This is a genomic window from Marinomonas fungiae (genome assembly GCF_001418205.1).
In the GTDB taxonomy this organism is placed as follows: Bacteria; Pseudomonadota; Gammaproteobacteria; order Pseudomonadales; family Marinomonadaceae; genus Marinomonas; species Marinomonas fungiae.
In genome coordinates this window covers 226535-243454 of sequence record NZ_LIQF01000003.1, presented here as the reverse complement: position 1 = coordinate 243454, position 16920 = coordinate 226535, and the positions used below count along the sequence as shown (strand labels likewise).

16 protein-coding genes are annotated in these 16920 nt (G+C 44.1%); 4 read left to right on the top strand and 12 right to left on the bottom strand.

All coding sequences use genetic code 11. The features are described 5' to 3' along the window. Positions 1 to 79: 79 nt before the first annotated feature. The 4 genes from ASC49_RS06140 to ASC49_RS06125 all read right to left on the bottom strand — a co-directional run bounded on the left by ASC49_RS06140 (position 80) and on the right by ASC49_RS06125 (position 3551). Positions 80 to 811, bottom strand: coding sequence for an EAL domain-containing protein (locus ASC49_RS06140; protein WP_245624651.1), 732 nt, complete (start codon positions 809 to 811; stop codon positions 80 to 82). A gap of 153 nt (positions 812 to 964) precedes the next feature. Next, positions 965 to 2599, bottom strand: coding sequence for a chaperonin GroEL (gene groL / locus ASC49_RS06135; RefSeq protein WP_055462347.1), 1635 nt, complete (start codon positions 2597 to 2599; stop codon positions 965 to 967). Between the two features lie 56 nt (positions 2600 to 2655). Continuing rightward, complete coding sequence (locus ASC49_RS06130) at positions 2656 to 2946, bottom strand: co-chaperone GroES (RefSeq protein WP_055462346.1); 291 nt, start codon at positions 2944 to 2946, stop codon at positions 2656 to 2658. Positions 2947 to 3074: 128 nt separating this feature from the next. Next, the gene (locus ASC49_RS06125; RefSeq protein WP_055462345.1) at positions 3075 to 3551 is read right to left on the bottom strand and encodes an FxsA family protein; all 477 of its coding nucleotides are present in this window, start codon (positions 3549 to 3551) and stop codon (positions 3075 to 3077) included. A 53-nt stretch (positions 3552 to 3604) separates the two neighbouring features. On the opposite strand from ASC49_RS06125, the gene ASC49_RS06120 reads away from it, so the two are divergent. Then, positions 3605 to 3913, top strand: a complete 309-nt coding sequence (locus tag ASC49_RS06120) for an MGMT family protein (protein WP_055462344.1) — start codon at positions 3605 to 3607, stop codon at positions 3911 to 3913. A gap of 26 nt (positions 3914 to 3939) precedes the next feature. On the opposite strand, the gene ASC49_RS06115 is transcribed toward ASC49_RS06120, so the two are convergent. Beyond that, the gene (locus tag ASC49_RS06115; protein ID WP_055462343.1) at positions 3940 to 4425 is read right to left on the bottom strand and encodes a YajQ family cyclic di-GMP-binding protein; all 486 of its coding nucleotides are present in this window, start codon (positions 4423 to 4425) and stop codon (positions 3940 to 3942) included. Between the two features lie 84 nt (positions 4426 to 4509). Here ASC49_RS06115 and ASC49_RS06110 point away from each other — a divergent pair, with 84 nt between their 5' ends. Continuing rightward, positions 4510 to 5460, top strand: a complete 951-nt coding sequence (locus ASC49_RS06110; RefSeq protein WP_055462342.1) for a ketopantoate reductase family protein — start codon at positions 4510 to 4512, stop codon at positions 5458 to 5460. A gap of 47 nt (positions 5461 to 5507) precedes the next feature. Here the strand turns inward: ASC49_RS06110 and ASC49_RS06105 are convergent, their stop codons facing one another. Continuing rightward, on the bottom strand, positions 5508 to 6344 hold the full coding sequence (locus ASC49_RS06105; protein ID WP_055462341.1) for a CvfB family protein: 837 nt from the start codon (positions 6342 to 6344) through the stop codon (positions 5508 to 5510). Between the two features lie 65 nt (positions 6345 to 6409). Next, entirely contained in the window at positions 6410 to 6964 is a 555-nt protein-coding gene (locus ASC49_RS06100; RefSeq protein WP_055462533.1) for a DUF1415 domain-containing protein, read from the bottom strand. A 156-nt stretch (positions 6965 to 7120) separates the two neighbouring features. Between ASC49_RS06100 and ASC49_RS06095 the strand changes: the two genes are divergently transcribed. Beyond that, entirely contained in the window at positions 7121 to 8356 is a 1236-nt protein-coding gene (locus tag ASC49_RS06095) for a DEAD/DEAH box helicase (protein WP_055462340.1), read from the top strand. 77 nt (positions 8357 to 8433) lie between these two features. Here ASC49_RS06095 and ribA read toward each other — a convergent pair whose 3' ends face one another. Together ribA and ASC49_RS06085 are read right to left on the bottom strand one after the other, a co-directional pair. Further along, positions 8434 to 9039, bottom strand: a complete 606-nt coding sequence (gene ribA / locus ASC49_RS06090) for a GTP cyclohydrolase II (RefSeq protein ID WP_055462339.1) — start codon at positions 9037 to 9039, stop codon at positions 8434 to 8436. A 77-nt stretch (positions 9040 to 9116) separates the two neighbouring features. Then, positions 9117 to 9590, bottom strand: coding sequence for an Lrp/AsnC family transcriptional regulator (locus tag ASC49_RS06085; RefSeq protein ID WP_211262025.1), 474 nt, complete (start codon positions 9588 to 9590; stop codon positions 9117 to 9119). Positions 9591 to 9779: 189 nt separating this feature from the next. On the opposite strand from ASC49_RS06085, the gene leuA reads away from it, so the two are divergent. Further along, the gene (gene leuA, locus ASC49_RS06080) at positions 9780 to 11453 is read left to right on the top strand and encodes a 2-isopropylmalate synthase (protein ID WP_055462337.1); all 1674 of its coding nucleotides are present in this window, start codon (positions 9780 to 9782) and stop codon (positions 11451 to 11453) included. A 116-nt stretch (positions 11454 to 11569) separates the two neighbouring features. Here leuA and ASC49_RS06075 read toward each other — a convergent pair whose 3' ends face one another. Genes ASC49_RS06075 through ASC49_RS06065 form a run of 3 tightly spaced genes read right to left on the bottom strand, consistent with a single transcriptional unit; the run spans position 11570 to position 16850 of the window. Beyond that, positions 11570 to 12496 carry a GGDEF domain-containing response regulator gene (locus ASC49_RS06075; RefSeq protein WP_055462336.1) on the bottom strand — a complete coding sequence of 309 codons (927 nt, stop codon included), beginning with the start codon at positions 12494 to 12496 and terminating at the stop codon, positions 11570 to 11572. Beyond that, entirely contained in the window at positions 12493 to 16311 is a 3819-nt protein-coding gene (locus ASC49_RS06070; RefSeq protein ID WP_055462335.1) for a PAS domain S-box protein, read from the bottom strand. Before ASC49_RS06070 ends, ASC49_RS06075 begins: the two co-directional genes overlap by 4 nt. Then, entirely contained in the window at positions 16293 to 16850 is a 558-nt protein-coding gene (locus ASC49_RS06065) for a PAS domain-containing protein (RefSeq protein ID WP_055462334.1), read from the bottom strand. The genes ASC49_RS06070 and ASC49_RS06065 overlap by 19 nt, the downstream gene beginning before the upstream one ends. Positions 16851 to 16920 lie beyond the last annotated feature (70 nt).

Below are 16920 nucleotides of genomic sequence, written 5' to 3'. Positions count from 1 at the left end.
GACCAAGTATCTAATAGAGGTCATCATTTATCAATAGCTTTAGAATCAATGGTTTGGCCGATATCAGAGTTTGCCAACATTATGGCAACTTATTAATAAATTGCGGCCGATATAAAAAGCCTTGGACATAGTCCACCTCTAACTGTCGGGCCACCTCTAGATCAGCTTCCGTTTCAATACCTTCCAACACAATCTTCTTATTAGTCGCCCGTGCAAACCCTATCATTTGTCGAACAAACGCCATAAATACTGGGTTCTTCACCATACGAAGCACGCATCGATCTAATTTAACCCATTTCACAAGCTGCAATACCGAAACAGAAATCATTGAATGTGGATGGCACAGATCATCCAACGCTGTTTCAATCCCTAGCGCATCAAAGGCTTCTATCATTGATAAACTCATAATTGCATCGTTGATTTCTGAATTTTCAATCAGCTCTACAACGACATTATCTTGACAGCGAATTAATTCGATAAAGGGATTATTGTGTGCTTCCGCACCTACAGCAAAAAAAGCGTCTTGATCCAAATTAACAAACAATTGTCCTGATGGACGCTCGGCCAACTGCAATTCTTTTTGCGCATACTCAACTTGAAACAGTGTGATGGGGTTTTCATGCAATGAGGCATAAACTAAGTCCGGGCGCAGAGACTCCCCCAAATGAGTATAAAACCTCGATAACGCCTCGTAACCAATCACTTCATTGCTAGATAGCTTCACGATGGGCTGATATTCCACCCCAAACCGCCCAGCCTGAATCATCTCCAACAACATTAACCTACTTAAAACTGGCGCACTTGCACTCACATAAATCCCTTATTTAAACGATAAAACAAACCACGAATAATAATGAGATTCAATACCATTTACAAACATTGAAATATAAAAAAAGCCTTGCTAATCTAGCAAGGCTTTTTGATAAATACTTTGAAAATCAGTGACTTGATGAGATCAAAGAGATCACATCATGCCGCCCATTCCACCCATGCCGCCCATATCAGGCATAGATGCGCCACCTTCTTGTGGCAGGTCAGCAATCATAGCTTCAGTGGTAATCATTAGACCAGCAACCGATGCCGCAGCCTGTAGAGCTGAACGAGTCACTTTCGCTGGGTCAAGGATACCCATTTCGATCATGTCGCCGTAAACACCTGTCGCAGCGTTGTAACCGAAGTTACCTTCGCCTTGCTTAACTTTGTCTACGACTACAGAAGCTTCGTCACCTGCGTTAGAAACGATCTGACGCATTGGCGCTTCCATTGCACGAAGCGCAAGTGTGATACCAACGTTTTGATCTTCGTTGTCGCCACGAAGCTCACCAAGCTTAGTCAGTGCACGAACTAGTGCAACACCACCACCTGCAACAACACCTTCTTCAACCGCTGCACGAGTTGCGTGAAGTGCGTCGTCTACACGAGCTTTCTTCTCTTTCATCGCTACTTCAGTTGCTGCACCGATCTTAATTACGCCAACACCACCAGCAAGTTTTGCAACACGCTCTTGTAGTTTCTCTTTGTCGTAATCAGACGTTGAGTTTGCCATTTCAGCACGAATCTGTTCAACACGAGCAGTGATAGAAGCGTTATCACCCGCGCCATCAACGATTGTTGTGTTTTCTTTCGTTAGTGTAACGCGCTTAGCAGTACCAAGCATGTCGATTGTTACGCCTTCAAGAGACAAGCCAACTTCTTCAGAGATCACTTGCGCACCCGTCAGGATTGCGATGTCTTGTAGCATTGCTTTACGACGGTCACCAAAACCTGGCGCCTTCGCCGCAGCAACTTTAACAACGCCACGCATAGAGTTAACTACTAGTGTTGCAAGTGCTTCGCCTTCCACGTCTTCAGAGATAATTAGAAGAGGACGCGAAGATTTCGCTGCTGCTTCTAGTGTTGGTAGAAGATCACGGATGTTAGAGATTTTCTTGTCAACCAATAGGATGAACGGGTTTTCTAATTCCGCGCTCATTGTTTCTTGATTGTTGATGAAGTATGGAGATAGGTAACCACGGTCAAACTGCATACCTTCTACAACAGCTAACTCGTCTTCGAAGCCAGAGCCTTCTTCTACTGTGATAACGCCTTCTTTACCTACGCGCTCCATTGCTTCAGCGATGATTTTACCTACTGAAACATCAGAGTTAGCAGAGATTGTACCTACTTGCTCAATCGCGCGAGTATCCGTACAAGGAGTAGATAAACGAGCGATTTCAGCAACAACTGCTTCAGCTGCTTTATCAATACCGCGTTTTAGATCCATTGGGTTACGACCCGCTGCAACCGCTTTCAAGCCTTCTGTTACTAGCGCTTGAGCCAGTACCGTTGCCGTTGTCGTACCATCACCCGCAACATCGTTTGCTTGTGAAGAAACTTCTTTAACCATTTGAGCACCCATGTTCTCAAAACGGTCTTCAAGTTCGATTTCTTTCGCTACTGTTACGCCGTCTTTAGTCACTAGAGGCGCACCGAAAGATTTTTCGATGACTACGTTACGACCTTTTGGACCTAGCGTTACTTTTACAGCATCAGCAAGGACGTTAACGCCTTTAAGCATTTTTTGGCGAGCGCTGTCTGAGAATTTTACTTCTTTAGCCATTTTCTCTAATCCTAAATTTTATTAATTTGCTAATCGTTGATTAATCTGAACAAGACTTAGGCTTCGATTACGCCGTAAATTTCGTCTTCTTTCATGATAAGTAGCTCTTGACCGTTAAGTTTAACGGCTTGACCTGAATACTGACCGAACAACACAGTATCACCAACCTTAACAGCTAGTTCTTGGACTTCACCATTAGATTGAATACGACCCGTGCCCACAGCCAAAACTTCACCCTGAGTTGGTTTCTCAGTTGCAGACCCTGGTAGAACAATACCAGACGCTGTAGTTGTCTCTTCTTCTTTACGGCGAACAACAACGCGATCGTGCAAAGGACGAATATTCATTGATCTATATCTCCAAAGTTAATCAATACCAGGAATCCCCTGGCCGGATTAGCCCCACTCTTCTGGTGGGATTCGTTATCGAGTTCATTTATGTGGTTGCCCTATTTTATTTCAAGGGCAAGTTCTAACTATTTTTTCTCAATATGATCATTTTTTTCTGATTCAGGACGGTACTCACCTTCAATAATGTCACCTTGAGATGAATTTCCATTGCGATCACGATAACTCCAATGAGCACGCATATTCATGCGCTTCTTCATGAAGTCCAGCGAAACCATGGTCGCCACACTGCGACGTAATGGCGTGATCAATAGCAGCGCACCGAGTGCATCGGTAACAAAGCCTGGAATCAACAGACACACACCAGCAAATGCCAACATAAAGCCCTCTGCCATTTCTGACGCGGGCAGTTCGCCCCGACGCATTTTCTCTTGGGCTTTACGAGTTGTTTCAAAGCCTTGTCGGCGAATCAACGTTAGACCCACAATGGCAGTAAGGAAGACAAGAGCAATAGTCGTCAAGCTACCAATTTTTGATCCAACTTGGATCAACACTGTCAGCTCAACCACAGGAATTAATATCAAAAGCAATAATGCAAATCGCATGGTAACCTTCTTAATGTCAGATTGTATCAGTGATTATTTAGGGATGTTTTTGAATGAATCAAGTGACCGAAGACTTTAAAGATCGCGTTCTATTTGTTCTTGCACACTTGCCGTCAGGCTCGGTCATATCTTATGGCGAACTTGCAAAGCAAGCGGGCAACCCTCGTTACGCACGTCTAGTCGGGCAGATTTTAAAACAGCTCCCCATCGCAACAACCATTCCGTGGCATCGCGTTGTAAACAGCAAGCACCGTATCAGTTTTAATGAAGGATCTGATGCTTACCTACGACAAAAAGCCTTACTGGAACAGGAACATTGGACAATTATTGGGCAAAAGCTGATACAAAAAGAGACACCCTAGGTGTCTCTTTTCACATCGCATCATATTTAGTCACGGAAGTTGTTAAACTGAACGGGCAACTCAAGCTCTGCACCGCGTAATAGTTGCATCACTTGTTGTAGGTCATCTCGTTTCTTACCGGTTACACGGAGCTGTTCGCCTTGAACCTGCGCTTGCACCTTAATCTTGCTGTCTTTGATCATTTTCACGATCTTCTTCGCTTCCGCTTGATCAATACCTTCTTTTAGCTTGATCTCTTGGGTAGCGCGCAAGTTACCCTCTACGATCGGCCCGCGATCCAAAGTTTTCAAATCAATACCGCGGTTTACCAATTTTTGTCCTAGAATATCCATCATCTGACGCAATTGCATTTCTGCTTTTGCCTCAAGTACAACCGCCTGTTTGTCTTTTACAGTGAAGCTAGCGTCAACACCTTTAAAGTCAAAACGTGTTGAAACTTCGCGATTTGATTGGTCTACAGCGTTAGTCACTTCGTGCCAATTAAGTTCGGAAACGATGTCAAAAGATGGCATTTAGGCCTCCTCCATTCGATATTTACTCTTTGGGGCGGCATAATAGCAGGCTTAATGTTAAAAAACTTCTAATACGAGGCTTAAATGACAAAAGATGCGTGGTTAGTTGTCGGCAATGGTGCAATCGGTTTACTTTGGGCAAGCAAATTGCGCCAGTTAGAACAACCGGTAACAGTACTTTGTCGTAGCGACGTGCCAAATGGCATGCTCACAGTCGAAGACTTGGACGAAGAAGGATCTCAGCGACAGACTCAATACGATGTCGAGTTCATTACGAAAGAGCAACTGGAAGGCAAATACACCAAGGTACTGTTATGCACTAAGGCATTTGACTTAGTTGCTGCTTATTTAGATGTCCGTAAGCACACCAAAAAACGCGGTTTAATTGCAACCCTTTGTAATGGTCTAGGTGCTCAACACGCCTTGATACCGCATTTAAAGAAACAGCAAAATCTTTGGGCTGGGATCACTAGCGAAGGTGCACTTAAACTGGATTCAGATCGAGTTAAAAAAACCGGTAACGGCGATTCATTCTTTGGTTTATTAAATCAAAGTGACACCAATTTATATGGTGAATTATTCCCCTATCCTGACGTACAGTGCCAAAATATTGAACGCAGATTAATTGAGAAACTTGCCGTCAATGCTGTCATCAACCCGTTAACGGCCATTTTCTCAATCCGTAACGGTCAAGTGTTGGAAGCACCTGTTAAACCACTGTTCGATGCTGCCATCGAAGAGCTAGCAAACGTCATGAAAGAAGATTCGTTTAAATTCAAAACCATCGTTGGCGATATTACCAGCGAGCAACTGAGTATGCGAATCGCCAATGTGGCACGGCTAACCGCCATGAACTGCTCTTCTATGTATGAAGATGTTAGACACCATCGCCGAACAGAGAATGAATACATTTCTGGCTTTTTCCATCGAGAGACACCCTCTACCGCCACGCCATTGCAAGATGCGTTTTACACCGCATTAAATGATCAAGAGAATCTAGAAGAGCACAAAAAAAAGCTCTTAGCCATGTGCTAAGAGCTTTTAGTTAACTTTCATAAACGCCTAAAAAACCGATTAGGCGTTTATTTCTTCAGGGCAGTCTTGTCTTTGCCCAAAATCACTTTTTGCTCTTTATAAAGCGCACCCAGTGCTTTCTTAAAGGTCGCTTTACTCACCTTGAAGGTTTTAAAGATGGTATCTGGCGCACTTTTATCGGTCAGAGTCATTTCACCACCGTTTTGCTCCATATAGTCCAAAATCTCTTCTAGAAGGCCGGTAACTTTCTTGTAGCCTGTAGGCTGCAAACTTAAGTCAATCTTGCCATCTTCGCGAACACGCTTGATATATGCCTTAAGTTTGTCCCCTTTGAAAACCCGCCCCACAACATCTTGGAAAAACAATACACCCCAATGGCGGCTTTCAATAATACATTTGTAACCTATGTCCGTGCGATCACCAATGATGATATCCACTTGCTCGCCAGAACGGTAATCCGGCTCATCACGATTCAGCAGGCGATCTACTTTAGTGGTTGCCACAATGCGATTAGTAATTTGATCTAGGTAAACAAACAGTAGATGTGTTTGCCCTTCTTCAACACGATTCTTTTGCTGACCAAAAGGCACCAGAAGATCTTTTGCTAAGCCCCAATCAAAAAAAGCACCCACCTGATTAACAGACACCGCACGCAAGGCTGCAAACTCACCTACCTGAACTTTAGGTACCAACGTCGTTGCAATCAGCTCATCCTCAGAGTCAAGGTATACAAACACCTCCACCTCATCACCGATGCGCAGGCCCTTAGGCACATAACGTTTAGGCAATAGAATTTCACCTAGTTGATCTGCATCGAGATAGACGCCGAAATCTTTTTCTTTAACTACGCGTAAGCGGTTCATGCGTCCGATATTGGTTGGCATATTGACTCCAAGAATTCATTAAGGTCGCGCACTATACACGCACCTAGGTAAAAGTAAACTGTCTATTAAGATTGCGCCATACACTGCTGCATGAGCTTAGCCAGTGCTTCGTGACCAGTCTCTTCCATTAGCTTTATATTGCGCTCAGGGATGCCAGCTGTGTCACCATAATAGTCGATCGCTTTTTCTAAACTGGCCTCACGTAGAATGTGCAGCATAGGATAAGGCGATCGATTGGTGTAGTTACTAACATCGCCTTCTTCCGTTCCGGAAAAGCAGTACTTAGGATGGAAAGTCGCTAATTGATATACACCTTCACACTCTTGCTCATACATCAGCTCTTCTGAATCATCCACAAAGTCCAAGTAGCTGACAAAGTCTTGAAACATGGTCGGAAAGATCATTAGTGTTGTCTCGACTTCAGGATTTTGATCCAAGAAATTAATCTCAGCCATCAGCTCCTCAAGTGCCACTGATGCTTGGCGTGAGCGGACGACAACATAACGCACCGAGCCGCGATCCACTTCACGCTTAGCAAATGGGCAAACATTCATTGCCACGATAAAAGAACTGACCCATTTTTGAGTCTGGGCAATCACTAACTCTTCCGTTAAGTGCATGGTTAAAACCTCTAAAATTTTCACCATTTTATTTCATTACCTGAAATCGGTCTAACGACTATCAAGAATTCACGAAATAAAATGAAAGAAATCCACCGAATTAATCCCACAGTGGTACAATCGCCCTACAAATTTACGTTTCAATTGAGAGCATACATGTCCTTTTCCGAACTAGATCTGGATTTCACCATCACGCAAGCCATCGAAGACATGGGGCTGAGCGAACCTACACCTATCCAAGAACAAGCCATTCCACTTGCAATGGATGCTCAAGACATCCTTGCTTGCGCAGCAACCGGTACGGGCAAAACATTGGCGTTTGCAGCCCCAGTAGTACAACACATTCTAGACCGCGCAGAAGAATCTAGCCTAGCTCCTAAAGCTTTAATTCTCGCACCAAGCCGAGAGTTAGCACGCCAAATTTTTCAAGTATTTGAACAACTGATTGCTCATACGCGAATCAAGCTACAAGTCATTGTTGGCGGCACACCTTACGGTATGCAGCAACAGCAACTTAGCGAACCATGCGATATTTTGGTTGCCACACCAGGCCGTCTTGTTGAGCTAGACGAAAAAGGCTGGCTAGACTTTAGTGACTGCTCGATGTTTGTTATCGATGAAGCCGACCGCATGCTGGATATGGGGTTTATCGACGCTGTAAAACATCTCGCCAAACAACTGCCAAAAGAACATCAAACGCTAATGTTCTCCGCTACCATTGATGGCGAAAAAATGAGTCGTTTCTCGCGCTCTTTATTGCGAGAAGATGCAGAGACGATTCAATTAACAGACTCACCTCGCACCGTACCAAGCCAAATTAAACAGGTGGCACTGCGAGTCGATGACGACGCGCACAAAGAAGCACTCCTTAAACACTTGCTTACCCAAGAGCGCGTTCAACAAGCGGCCGTTTTTGTGTCCAACCGAGACCACGTGGATGTCTGGGTACAACGCATTCGTAAATGGGGACTACGCTGCGACGGTTTGCATGGCGAAATGAAGCAAAGTGATCGTAACGACCACTTGAAGCAAATGAAAAAAGGTCGTTTGCAGGTTTTGGTGGCAACTGACGTCGCCGCTCGTGGTATCGACTTACCAGAAATTAATACCGTCATTAACTTGCGCTTACCTCGTCGCGCAGATTCTTATGTACACCGCGCAGGACGTGCTTCCCGTGAAGGCAATCCTGGTGAATGTTACTCATTAGTCGATATGCACGACTTACCAATGATGGAGAAGATACAGCGCTACATGCAGGCGCCAATCTCTTTCAGCAAAATCGAAGGTCTTGAGCCTAAAACTAAGATTCGTGCAGCAAGCGTATCAAAATCTAAGAAGAAGCCAGTAGCTAAGAAAAAATCCACTACTGGTAAAGCGAAGAAAAAGAAGTAGTCTTGATTTTAGAGATAAAAAGACACTAAAAAGGGAGCTATCTGCTCCCTTTTTTTCATACCCTCTAAACCATCACACTAATCGAACTTTAACGTGTGGTTCTTACGACGCGCTTTGGCCTCTAGGTAATGGCGGTTGTGCTGATTCACGTGCACTGCCGTTGGCACCAACTCAGTTACATCAATACCATTAATAGTTAGTTGCTCTGCTTTATCAGGGTTATTAGTCAACAAACGCACTTTATTAACACCCAACGCCTTAAGCATACGTGCAGCAATACCGAAATCTCGACCATCATCAGGCAAATGCAGCATTTCATTAGCTTCATAAGTGTCGTAGCCTTGATCCTGCAGAGCATAAGCATCGAGCTTGGCGTACAAACCAATACCGCGTCCCTCTTGACGCAAGTATAAGATGTAACCGCCCTCTTCATTAATGCGATCGATTGCTTCATCTAATTGTTCACCGCAATCACAACGCCCCGAGCCGAATACATCACCCGTCAGACATTCAGAATGTAGTCGTACCAGCGGAGTGTCATTTTTCTCTGTCGTTGTTCCCGCAAAGGAAATAGCAATGTGCTCTTTACCGCTTTCATCGCCATTGAACGATATAAACTCGGCCATGACGTCGCCAGCTCGTACTGGAATCACTACTCGACGTTTAACCGTTAATTGATCCATTGATACTGCTCTCTTACAAAAAATTATGCTCTATATGCGAGCATTATAAGGCGTTTTCAACCCCTGAGTAAGGAAATCTACATTAAGTGACCCAGAGGCAAAGATGTATTTTCTTTTACGGACCGCAAAAGGAAGCTGGATTGTACACCACTTACGCCGGGGATACGTGTTAATTGCCCCAACAAAAAGTCGTGATACTTTTCCATATCCTCCACCACGACTTCTACTAAGTAGTCGCAGTTCTGGCCCGTTACCAAATTACAGGAGCGAACTTCTGGAAAAGAGTTCACCTGTTCTTCAAACACACTAAAGCGGTCTGGAGTATGCCGGTCCATACTAATCTGGATAAAAGCTGTAAGCTTCAAGCCCAGCTCAGAACGTTTTAATAAGGTCACTTTACGATCTATAATGCCACTCTCTTCAAGTGCCTTTACGCGTCGAAGACACGGTGATGGCGATAGGCCCACCCGATCTGCCAGTTCTTGATTGGTTAAGCTAGAATCTTGCTGTAATTCCTGCAAAATCCGAACATCAATTCTATCCAAATTCAGTTCCATAAGCACTCCAACTCAACATTCCCATTAATTTAGCAATTTTATGCCAAAACAATGGCAAAACAGGGGTTAAAACGCAATCATTTTCCGCTAATATTTAGTTACACTGTTTGTGTTGAAAGATGCTAACCGCATCGCACTCTACAAAGGCTTACCCGCCTAACTACTTTATGGAAGGAAAAGAATATGAGTTCTTTTGATCACACTAAATATCGTCCGTTCGAGCCTGTTGCGATTGCAAACCGCACTTGGCCTGACCAAGAAATCACTAAAGCGCCAATTTGGGCAAGTGTTGACCTACGTGACGGCAACCAAGCGCTGGTTGAGCCAATGACAGTGGAACAAAAGAAGGAATTTTTCAAACTCCTAGTAGATGTAGGCTTCAAAGAAATTGAAGTGGGCTTCCCTGCCGCTTCTCAGTTGGACTTTGACTTTGTTCGCTGGTTGATTGAAGAAGACCAAGTGCCTAATGATGTTTACATCCAAGTATTGACGCAAGCACGCCCAGAATTGATTGAACGTACTTATGAATCGTTGAAAGGTGCTAAGAAAGCCGTAGTACACGTTTACAACTCAACGTCTAAAACTCAGCGCGAGCAAGTTTTCCGCTTGGGTAAAGACGGCATCAAAGACATCGCAGTTCGCGGCGCCCAATGCGTAAAAGATCACGCTGCGAAGCATCCTGAAACAGAGTGGGTATTCCAATACTCTCCTGAGAGCTTCACGGGTACTGAAACCGATTTCGCCGTAGAAGTATGTGACGCTGTCATCGACGTGTGGCAACCAACACCAGAAAAAAAATGCATTATCAACCTGCCAGCAACCGTTGAAGTCGCGACTCCAAACCGTTTTGCTGACCAAATTGAATACTTCTGCCGCAAAGTGAAAAACCGCGACAGCATCATCATTAGCTTGCATACCCACAATGACCGTGGCTGTGGCGTTGCCGCTGCGGAACTAGGCATGATGGCTGGCGCAGATCGTATCGAAGGTACCTTGCTAGGCAACGGTGAACGTACTGGTAACATGTGTGTCGTAACAATGGCTATGAACATGTACAGCCAAGGTATCGACCCAGAATTGAACTTTGCTGATATGGATCGCGTAATTAGCGTTGTTCAGTCGTGCACGCAATTGCCAGTCCACCCGCGTCACGCGTACGCTGGCGAATTGGTCTTCACCGCGTTCTCAGGCTCTCACCAAGACGCAATCAAGAAGTGCTTGGCGAATCAAACGGACGATAAACCTTGGGATGTGGCTTACTTGCCAATTGATCCACGTGACATCGGCCGTAGCTACCAAGAAGTTATTCGAGTTAACAGTCAATCAGGTAAAGGCGGTGTTGCCTTTGCACTTGAGCAAGAATACGGTTTGGCATTGCCACGCTGGTTGCAGGTTGAGCTAAGCCCGATCGTGCAAAAACTCTCTGAAGAAGATGGCGGTGTAATCGAAGCTGCGGACATGAAGCGTTTGTTTGAAGAGAACTTTATGACCTCTTCTGCACCCTACGCGTTGGGCAACTACGAACTAAGCAAAAAAGACCGTGACACAGTGACAGCAGAATTAAGTCATAAAGATGGCGTTATCTCAGTGCATGGCGAAGGTAACGGCGCATTGTCAGCATTCACCAGTGCTTTGAGTGCTCACTTCAACGTTCGCGTAGATATCGTTCAATACCAAGAGCATGCGCTAACAGTAGGTAGCGATTCTCAAGCAATTGCTTACATTCAGGCGAACATTGACGGCGAACGTTACAACGGCGTGGCGATCGACAACGACATCGTATCAGCTTCCATCCAAGCGGTTCTAGCTACGGTAAACCAGAAAGTGATCGCATCAGAGCAAGCGAACGTAGCCTAACCCCCGCGACGTTCGTATAAAACTGGGGGATTCGACAAAATCGATACCCCAGATGCATTAAAGCCGAGCATTACAGTGCTCGGCTTTTTCATTTAAAATTTTAGAGCAAAAGCGAATCAGTTATTGTCAACTCCCATCACAACCACACGATCTCGACCAGTGCGCTTAGCCTTGTACAAAGCCGCGTCAGCCTGCTTAATGAGTTCTAATTGATTGTTTTCAGATGTAAATTCGCACAGGCCAATACTAACCGTTAAGTTGATACGGCGATCGCCATAAAGATATGGCTCTTGCGTTAACAGCTGGCGGTATCGCTCACATGCGATCAAAGCATTTTCAAGATCAGTGTAAGGCAAGCATAAGCCAAACTCTTCTCCGCCGATTCGCCCAAACTGATCCCCTGCTCGTTTATCCTTCTCCAATCGTCGAGATAGCTCCTTTAACACCACATCACCACCTTCGTGTCCGTAGGTGTCATTAATCTGTTTAAAATGATCTATATCGATTACAGCAACACATAAGCTTTGCTCATAGCGATCTGACTTGGCCATTTCATCCTGTAGATTTTTCTCAAACGCCCGTCGATTTGGTAAATTCGTAAGATAATCGGTTGTAGAGAGGGCTTCTAATCTTGCATTCATCGCTATTAAACGCTTACGCATATCTGCTAATCGCGTCATCGCCATTAGCTTAGCAGCCAATACTTTATGCTGTATTGGTTTGATTAAATAAGCATCGGCCCCCGCTTCGATACAACGCAGAATATCACTATCAGATTCAGAGCCACTCAAAATAATGATAGGCACCCAATTCGCGTCATAGCCCCCTTGGAATGCCCTAATTTGATTCACTGCCTCAACACCCGTCTTATTTGGCATATTGAGGTCAACAACGAGTAAGTCATATTCAGCAGAATGCTCAAAAAAGTACTCCACTAATTCTGCGCCGTCACTTACTTCACTTACTTGGTGCCCAAGCTTTTCTAAGTGAAGTCTTAACAACATACGATCTGATGGTGCATCCTCTGCAATCAGTATCTTCAAGGAAGCCTCCCGATCCTTTTTAAATGTGTTTTAACACGAGCAAATTCTTCCTTAATTGCCTCTATTTTTACATGCGGCTGATCTACAACACCGGCTTTTGCTTCTGACTCTAACTCGGCAGCTTTAGCACTCAAGGCCATCGCTCCCACATTGGCACTGACAGATTTAAGGCTATGAGCAGGACGGTACATGGCGTCTATATCATTAGACGCATCAGCAGCGTCTAACGCACTCATAACACCATCCGCATCTTGCAAAAAGGCGACAACAATCTCTTGAACTTGATCACCTAGAATTTCTTCTAGACTTTTCAATACGGATTCGTCCAATGCATCTTCCAAAATATTTGATTCCTCTCGTTCTAATGAATTCATAACGTCACTTCCATTAGCTTCCTTCTTTTCACCGCAAGTTAACCAAGCAGAAATTGTTCGAACCAGTTCCGCCCCTTTGAAAGGCTTCGAAAGATAGCCATCTCCACCAATTCGTTTTACTTCTTCTATACGCTCAGGCTGAACATCCGCAGTTAACGCAATAATTGGAATGCGTTCACCCGACTGCTCTAAAGAGCGAATCTGCTTAATGGCTGTGATGCCATCCATAATTGGCATATGTAGGTCCATTAAGATTAGATCAGGCTTGAATTGTTGCCACTTTTCAATGGCTGCAAGTCCATTTTCCGCCACTTCCACTTGAACATCATAATGAGACAACATGCCTTTCACTACAGCCAAGTTAGCTTTCATATCTTCAACAACAAGGATTTTAGCCGCATTTAAATGAAGCTGCTTACTGTTAAACTCTGATTGCTCATCTGTTTTTGCATCACTAGCGACATAATGACAGCTGGCCTCAAGACCACGTAAGCTATCAATGCCTCTTTTGAGTTCGTGAACACTCGCAGGTTTATTAATGCATTTCGATACGCCAGAGTCTTTAAGCTCCCGACTTGATAGAGCCCCTGCCGAAGAGATTAACAACACTTTAGGAAGTAAACTTTCTGCAACAAGATCATGCACCCCCTTACTAAAAGCTAACCCATCCAAATCAGGCATTAGGTAATCCAGAATCAATAAGTCATATGGATCATTCTGTTTTGCAGCATCGATAACGCTAGCGAAGGCTTGATGAGGCGATTGAAAAAACTCCGCTTTAAGCTGGCACAGTTCTAACTGATTTTGCAGTATCGCTAAATTAGTTGCGTTATCGTCCACCACTAACACTTTTGAGAATTCGGCCTGCTGAGGGCCAGCTAACAATCGCTTTGAAGGCTTCTCAGCAATGCCTAAAGAAAGCGAAACATGAAATGCAGACCCTTTACCAACCGTACTTTCGAGAGAGATCTCACCGCCCATCAAGTCAACCAATTGTTTGGTAATCGCCAGCCCCAATCCGGTACCACCAAATTTTCGTGTGGTCGAGTTATCCGCTTGCATAAACACCTGAAAGAGTCTGCGTTGGGCTTCTTCGGATATACCAACCCCCGAATCAATGACGCTTATTGTGATATCAAGATTATTGCCCGTCTTCGAAACAGCACCAGTGACACGAATGATAACTTGTCCTACTTCGGTAAACTTAATGGCATTCCCGACTAGGTTAAGTAAGATTTGACGTATGCGATAGGCATCCCCCTGAACCGCTGAAAACTCACTAAGGCCATATTCAACAAGCAGGTCGACTTTTTTTGACTCGGCTTTATGCACTAACAAACGCGACAAATCATAAACTAACCCCTCTAAATCAAAATCGATGATTTCAAGGGATAAGTGACCCGCTTCAATTTTGGAGAAGTCTAAAATTTCGTTGATTAGTTCAAGCAAGCTTTCACCTGAGCTCTGAATGATCTTTAACTGATTACGCTGCTCTTTGGTCAGATCTGAATTAGATAAGATCTCTGTCATCCCCAAAACGCCATTTAATGGCGTGCGAATCTCGTGGGACATGGTGGCAAGGAAATTACTTTTCGCTTGGCTGGCTTTGATCGCCTCTTCTCGGGCATGTTTTAATACCAGCTCAGTCTCGTAGCGTTCCGAAATATCCATATTCGTACCAAACAAATACAAAGAATTTCCATCTGTATCCAAGGCTGTTCGAGCACAGGCTTTAATATGTCGCTCTGCCCCATTCCTTAAGACGATTCTGAAATCTACGTCAAGATCCGTTTGTAGCCTGATGGCTGAGGCGACAGTGGCTAGAACACGCTCTTTATCATCAGGATGAACAAAGCTCGACCAAACTGAATAATCTAAGCTATCGGATACATAATCCATCTGATAGAGCTCAAACATACGTTGATCCCAAACCAGCTCTTGAGTCTGCAGATCCATCTCCCAAACACCGATACGTGCTGATTCAGTCGCAATACTCAAACGCCGTTGTGTTTTGGCGATGTTTGCTTCAATCTCTAACCGCGAAGAAATATCGCGAGCGTGAATAATGAAACCACCCAATTCACCATTTTCATTGGTAATTTTACTACGCACATTATCTGTAATAATTTCTGAGCCGTCCGCACAACGGTATACCATACGGTACTCTTCGCGCTCAGGATGTTTTTCTTGCAGAAAAGCTAGACCCACTTGATCAAACGAGTCCGTGTCCGCATATAAAAATCGAGGACTCTTACCAATTAACTGACTTTCTGAGTACCCAAACATTTGCAGTGCAATCGGATTGACCATCCTAATAAGACGATGTTCATCCACGACGACAATTGCCTCAGGAGCATCCATAAATAGAGACTTAAACATCTCCATTTGCTCTTGTAAGGCATTCTCTGTTTCTTTTTGGTCCGTAATATCTTGAAAGGTAATCACGCAAGACAGGCCATTTTCCTGCCCCTCCACTAAGGGGGTACAAGAGAATTGGACTGGAAAGCAGCTACCATCCGCACGAGCAAATTTCGCATCGGTACTGGCAATTTTGTACTGCCTGCACACAGCATGAAGCAGCAAGTTTTCATAATGGCTTTGTTCTGCTTCGTTATTGCGCTCTGAACGTAAAAGACAAGTAACTGATTTGCCGATCAAGTCATGGGGCTCATACGCTACCAAAGACGCAGCTGCTTTGTTTACAAAAATGATATTGCCATCATGATCCGCTCCAACAATGCCATCCCTAACGGACTCGATAATGAGGCGGTAGTGTTGCTCAGCCTCTAAAATCGCTTTCTTATTCGCTTGTTTTGTCAATTCGCTTTCAAGCCACTGACCAAACAGTTTCACTAACTCGTATTCATCCTCGTTGAAATCTGCAGAACGTATCTCGTGACCAAAGAAATTTATTGTGCCAAAGACTTTATCATTCTGATAAATAGCGACACCAAGATAAGATTCGATCTTGTGCATCAAATAACAAGGATGCGTAGAAATGTCACTGGCACCAGCATGGTAATAGCCTGTGACTTGACCGCGCTTCAGCGTGTGATAGCAATAACAAGTATTAAGATCAAATACATCACCTGGTTTGAAGGCATTTTCCTCACAATGGCAATACAGCACCTCGTATCGGTCACCCTCTATATTGCTAACTACCCCCATGGGCAAATTCAATATCTCGCAACCTAAGGACAACACTCTGTTAATTTTATCGTGTAAGCTGATATGACTATTCGAGGTAATGTCATGAAATTTCTGCAAGGCTGTCGTTATACGCTTTAAGGGAGTCTGATCACGCACACAAACATAAACGCCCTCAACGATGCCATGTTTGCGCTTCGGAATAAAAGAACAGGCAATGTATTGTTGATTGAAAATTCCATTACGACCTTTAAAAACAGCTGGAAAATGCGCATCTACTTGCTCTCCAGCCAAGGTCTTGCCAAAGCGCCTTTAACCTTTTCAAACTGCTCAGGTCCCGCCACCTCAGTAACATGTTTTCCTATTACTTCATCGCGTGACAATTGATAAGTCGCTTCATAGGTTTCATTAACAAACTGATAGCGCAATTCCGTATCAAGTATTGAGATTAAGAAAGGCAATTGATCAACGAGATCAGCTATGTCTTCTAATTTATTTTGAGGCGCTACTGATGGATGAATTGGAAATAAAGCATTTATGACGGGCAAAGCATCATGTATAAAATTTGAGTCAACATAAAGGGGGACTCCCATATAGCCTGCTTGAGGCAACTCAAACCATTCTAATGACTTAATCGAAGTTTGAGAAATCTTCTTAACATGCCCTTCTTCAACATAAATACCTTGGCCATTTTTTAGCACCATTGCCCAATGAGATATGGCTCCTGTATGTTCCAGAAGTTTAGCCAATGAATTGAAAATCTCAAAAGGGCCAGTAAAAGCATCTAACCATTCAATAGGTGTCGGGCAAAAAGGAACATGCTGCAAAGTCATATACGTCACTATAATCAAGATGGCAGATCAGGCAAAGATGAAATAACTATTGTCGCCACAGTCAGCTAGA